The 690-nt window shown below is 32.2% G+C and carries 1 protein-coding gene; it reads right to left on the bottom strand.

Annotated elements, in window-relative coordinates:
* Positions 1-136: 136 nt before the first annotated feature.
* Positions 137-508: a GxxExxY protein gene (locus CWB76_RS19340; protein ID WP_138609732.1), complete on the bottom strand. Its 372-nt coding sequence runs from the start codon at positions 506-508 to the stop codon at positions 137-139.
* Between the last annotated feature and the right edge of the window lie 182 nt (positions 509-690).

Raw genomic sequence — 690 nt, 5'->3', positions numbered from 1 at the left:
GAGTACTCTGGTCATACGAAGCCCCTTATTAATGAAAGCTTTCTGTTTTTGTCACTTCCTCTAAAGCGCAGTGTCTCTTAACCCTCTTTGTGCATCTTCACTTAAGAGAATATTAACTATCAAGTTGAGTTAAAAATCATAAATTAAAGCGCTTGATACCATCAACTAACTTTAATGTATTAAAGTTAATTAATAAGCCCGTATTTATATTTGATAGCTTCATATATGTAATCAACTGCGCTGAGTGAATAGGTTGAAGTTTATCAACGGCCTTCAGTTCAATTATTAATTCATTTGATAATAAAATATCCAACTTATAGCCTGTTGCAATATATTGTTCCTTATAAATTATTGGTAGTTCAACTTGATTTTTAACATTTAACCCAGCCTGACATAACTCATACATTAAACAAGATTCATAGCTTGACTCTAATAGTCCTGGCCCTAAAGTTTTATGTACCTCAATAGCGCACCCAATAACTATTTTTGTTAATTCGTCAATGTCCATGATTATCCTCATTCAATAGCAACTTTAAGAATTAGTTGCTTTGTTTCAGGCTTAACTAACGTTATAACCTGATTATAGTTTATTAAATTAGAAACCAAAGCCACTAACCCAAGTGATTAATTGTTTTGTCACTTCCTTTAAAACGCAGCGTCTCTTAACCCTCTCTGTGGATTAATTCATTT

Source organism: Pseudoalteromonas sp. S1609 (genome assembly GCF_005887255.1).
Lineage (GTDB): Bacteria > Pseudomonadota > Gammaproteobacteria > Enterobacterales > Alteromonadaceae > Pseudoalteromonas.
The sequence above is the reverse complement of the archived record's forward strand: the minus strand, read 5'-3'. Positions and strand labels throughout refer to the sequence as shown.

Coding starts and splice junctions, on each gene's coding strand:
- CWB76_RS19340 (WP_138609732.1), bottom strand. CDS start 508: ATGGACATTGACGAATTAACAAAAATAGTTATTGGGTGCGCTATTGAG.